2 protein-coding genes and 1 pseudogene are annotated in these 4,396 nt (G+C 76.1%); 2 read left to right on the plus strand and 1 reads right to left on the minus strand.

What is annotated here, in order from left to right; translation table 11 throughout:
- Both SZN_RS35650 and SZN_RS35655 read left to right on the plus strand, forming a co-directional pair.
- A pseudogene (locus SZN_RS35650) lies at positions 1-1,200 on the plus strand (serine protease); the annotation flags it as partial.
- Positions 1,201-1,343: 143 nt separating this feature from the next.
- Positions 1,344-2,300 carry a bifunctional riboflavin kinase/FAD synthetase gene (locus SZN_RS35655; protein ID WP_007505123.1) on the plus strand — a complete coding sequence of 319 codons (957 nt, stop codon included), beginning with the start codon at positions 1,344-1,346 and terminating at the stop codon, positions 2,298-2,300.
- Positions 2,301-2,386: 86 nt separating this feature from the next.
- Here SZN_RS35655 and SZN_RS35660 read toward each other — a convergent pair.
- The coding region (locus tag SZN_RS35660) for a MinD/ParA family ATP-binding protein (RefSeq protein ID WP_007505124.1) at positions 2,387-4,396 on the minus strand (2,010 nt) is incomplete at its 5' end.

The following is a 4,396-nucleotide window of genomic DNA, read 5'->3' on the forward strand; positions in this document are numbered from 1 at the left end:
CCGCCAAGGCCCCGCTACCTGGACGCCGTGGCCGGGCTGCTCGCAGCCGAGCCCACCGCCGTACAGCCGCTCCTCGTCAGCTGGTTCGACGACGGCCGGCCGCTGCCCACTACCCCGCACGCCACCGTCGCCGACGCCGCGCAGGCCCTGCTCCACACCCATCGCCACCGCGCCCCCGACGACCTCGCGGAGACCCTGGCCGACAGCCCGCACCCCCGGGCCGGGGAACTGCTCGCCGCGCTCGCCGAGGACGAACCGTCCGCGCTCTGCCGGGCCGTCGACCGCTGGGCGCACGACGAGCGGCCCGCCCGCCGCGCCGCCGCGGCCGCCCACGCGCCGCTCGCCGCATCCCACGTCCGCACCGAGGCCGACCGCGAACTCCTGCGCCGCGCCGCCCTCGCCCTGCTCGCCCGGTCCGCCGACAGCGCGCTGCACGGCGCCGCCCTCGACGTCCTCGTCCGCGACCCCCGCACCCGCGCACGCCATCTGCCGCGCGCCCTCGCCCACTTCACGGCGGCGGACCCGCGGCCGGCGCCCGCCGCCGTGGCGACCGCGCTGGCCACCCATCCCGACCCGGTCCTGGCCGCCTTCCGCGTACGGCTGTCCCGGCCGGACGCCGGACACCTCCTGGCCGTCCTCGCGGACGCCGCTCCGCCGGACCTCGCCCGCCGGGTCGCCGCCCTCGCCCGTGAGGCGGTCCGGCAGCGGCCCGGCACCGCCGAGGACCTGGCCGCCCACGTCGGCCGGCGCCTGGACCACGGCCCCGCCCGAGCCGTGCTCTTCCCGCTGGTCACCGGCCTCCTGGACGGCGGCACCGCAGCGCTGCGGGCCGCCCTCGCCCGGGTGCTGGCCGCCCCCGGCACGCCCGCCTCGCGCGCCCGGCGCCGGGAACTACTCGACTTCCTGCTCGCCCACGAGCGGGCACCCGACGTCCTCGGCGCGCTCCTGGAGGCTGCCGCGCGGCGGCCGGACGGCGGCACGGGCGACCTGGTCCGGCACACCGGCCTGCTGCTCGGGCGCACCACGGACGGCGCGGCCCGCTTCGACCGGGCGCTGGCCGCCCTCGCCCGCGAGGTGCCCGGCTTCGCCACGCGCCTCGCGGACTGGCGCACCGCCACCCCGCACGCGTGGTCGGCGCTGATGGGCCCCCGCACCCGGCGGACGATCGAGGACCTGGCCGGCGTCCACGTCCCGGCCTGACCGGGAAGCCCCGCGTGCGGCCGGTCACAGCGCCCATGCCGATGCCGACCGAGGGCCCCCGGCATGGCACCCTTAGACCTGCGTAAGTGCGTATGGGCAAAGACGGACACAGGTTCGACGAGTGGCGACAAGGAGCAGGCACAGTGCAGCGCTGGCGTGGCCTCGAGGACATCCCCCAGGACTGGGGGCGCAGCGTCGTCACCATCGGCTCCTACGACGGGGTCCACCGCGGGCACCAGCTGATCATCCGGCATGCCGTGGACCGCGCCCGTGAGCTGGGCGTCCCCGCCGTGGTCGTCACCTTCGACCCGCACCCCAGCGAGGTCGTCCGCCCCGGCAGCCACCCGCCCCTGCTGGCCCCGCACCACCGCCGCGCCGAACTCATGGCCGAACTGGGGGTGGACGCGGTGCTGATCCTTCCCTTCACCACCGAGTTCTCGAAGCTGTCGCCGGCCGAGTTCGTCGTCAAGGTCCTGGTCGACAAGCTGCACGCCAAGGCGGTCGTCGAGGGCCCCAACTTCCGCTTCGGGCACCGCGCCGCGGGCGATGTCGCGTTCCTCGCCGAGCAGGGCGAGACCTACGACTACGACGTCGAGGTCGTCGATCTGTATGTGTCCGGCGAGGCGGGCGGCGGCGAGCCGTTCTCCTCGACGCTGACCCGGCGCCTGGTCGCCGGGGGCGACGTGGAGGGGGCCGCCGAGATCCTGGGGCGCCCGCACCGGGTGGAGGGCGTGGTCGTGCGCGGCGCCCAGCGCGGCCGCGAACTCGGCTTCCCCACGGCCAACGTGGAGACGCTGCCGCACACCGCCATCCCCGCCGACGGGGTCTACGCCGGCTGGCTGCACGCGCAGGGCGAGGTGATGCCGGCCGCGATCTCCGTCGGCACCAACCCGCAGTTCGACGGCACCGAGCGGACCGTCGAGGCGTACGCGATCGACCGTGTCGGGCTCGACCTGTACGGGCTGCACGTGGCGGTGGACTTCCTCGCCTATGTGCGCGGACAGGAGAAGTTCGCGTCGCTGGAGGACCTGCTGGAGGCCATGGCGCGGGACGTCCGGCGCTGCCGGGACCTGATCACCGCCGCGGACCCGCCCGCCTGAGACCGGCGGACCGCACGAGGCGACGAGACGCCGGAGGGCCGGCACCGTGACGGTGCCGGCCCTCCGGCGTCGTGCGGACGGGTCCGCTACTGCTGGGTCCAGCCCGGCGGCATCCCACCCGGCTGCCCGCCCTGCTGCGGATCCTGCGGAGGCGGGGCCTGCTGCTGCTGCCAGCCCTGGCCCGGGGCGGGCTGCGGCGGCGGCTGCTGCCAGGTCTGCCCCGGCTGCGGGGCGCCGCCCGGCTGGGCGTACGGCTGCTGCGGGGGCTGGGGCTGCTGCGGGTGCTGGTAGTGCAACTGGGGGTTGCCGAAGCCCTGTTGGGTGCGGGCGATGTCCTCCGCGATCAGGGCCGCCAGATCGAAGTACGCCTCACGCGTCTTGGGACGCATCATGTCGAGGTCGACCTCGGCGCCCGCCGCCAGATGCTCGTCGAAGGGGATCACGACGACACCGCGGCAGCGGGTCTCGAAGTGCGCGACGATGTCGTCCACCTTGATCATCTTGCCCGTCTCGCGGACACCCGAGATCACGGTGACCGACCGCTGCACGAGGTCGGCGAAGCCGTTCGCCGACAGCCAGTCCAGGGTCGTCGACGCGCTGCTCGCGCCGTCCACCGAGGGGGTGGAGATGATGATCAGCTGGTCGGCGAGGTCCAGCACCCCGCGCATGGCGCTGTAGAGCAGGCCGGTGCCCGAGTCGGTGAGGATGATCGGGTACTGCCGCCCGAGCACGTCGAGCGCGCTGCGGTAGTCCTGGTCGTTGAACGTGGTGGAGACCGCAGGGTCCACGTCGTTGGCGATGATCTCCAGACCCGAGGGGGCCTGCGAGGTGAACCGCCGGATGTCCATGTAGCTGTTGAGCTGCGGGATCGCCTGCACCAGATCGCGGATGGTGGCGCCCGTCTCGCGCCGCACCCGGCGGCCGAGCGTGCCCGCGTCCGGGTTGGCGTCGATCGCGAGGATCTTGTCCTGGCGCTCGGTGGCGAGGGTGGCGCCCAGCGACATGGTCGTCGTGGTCTTGCCGACACCGCCCTTGAGGCTGATGACCGCGATCCGGTAGCAGGACATCACCGGCGTGCGGATCAGGCCCAGCTTCCGTTCCCGCTCCGCCTGCTCCTTCTTGGCGCCGAGCTTGAAGCGCGAGGGTCCCTGGTTGTTCCTGCGGGCCTTCGGCTGGTTGCGCAGCAGACGGTCCGAGGACAGTTCCACGGCCGCGTTGTAGCCGAGCGGCGTACCGGGCGCGGCCTGCTGCTGCGGCGCGCCGGGTCCGGCCTGCGGGCCGGGCGGGGCCGACCAGCCGCCCTGGCCGCCGTAGACGGCCGGGTTCTGCTGGGCCGGCGGCTGCGGCTGCGGCTGCGGAGCCTGGGGCTGGGGTTGCGGCTGGTGCTGGGGAGTCGGCGGCTGCGGCTGGGCGGCGGGCTGCCGCTGGTCCTGCGGGTACGGCTGCCCGCCCTGCTGGGGGTAGCCGTACCCGGCGGGCGGCTGGGAGGGGTAGCCGTAGCCGGGCTGCGGGGGCTGCTGCGGGTAGCCGTAGTCCTCGGGCCGGGGCTGCGGGGGACCCTGCTGCTGTCCGGGGTGCGGCTGTCCGGGGTGCGGGGGCTGAGGGTACGGCTGCGGGTGGTGCGACGGGGGCTGCTGCTGCGGGCCGCCCTGCTGGGGGTAGCCGTAGCCGGGCGGGGCCTGCGGCGGACCGGGCTGGACCGCCGCCTGCCTCGGGTCGACGGGAGCGGGCTGCTGCGGCTGGGGCGGTCCGAAGGCGCCCTGCGGCGGGGCCTGGTGCGGGGCTGCCTGCGGCTGGCCCTGCCGGGGGTAGCCGTAGCCGGGGCCCTGGCCGGCCGCCGACTGGGGGTCCGGCCCCCCGGTCGGCTGCGGTGCTCCCTGCGCGGCGTGCGCGGGCGCGAAGCCCTGGGGGAGCGGGGGCAGGTTCTGGCCGGGCGTGGTCTGCGCGGGCGCCTGAGCGGAGGGCTGTGCCGGAGGCTGCGACTGCGCGGGAGCGGGAGCGTGCGGCTGGGGTTGCTCCGGGGCGTGCGCCGGTCGGGGCGCGTGGGCCGGGGGCGCCGGGGGCTGCGAGGGGGCGGCGGAAGCCGGGGCCGCCTG

Origin of the sequence: Streptomyces zinciresistens K42 (assembly GCF_000225525.1) — a bacterium.
Classification (GTDB): domain Bacteria; phylum Actinomycetota; class Actinomycetes; order Streptomycetales; family Streptomycetaceae; genus Streptomyces; species Streptomyces zinciresistens.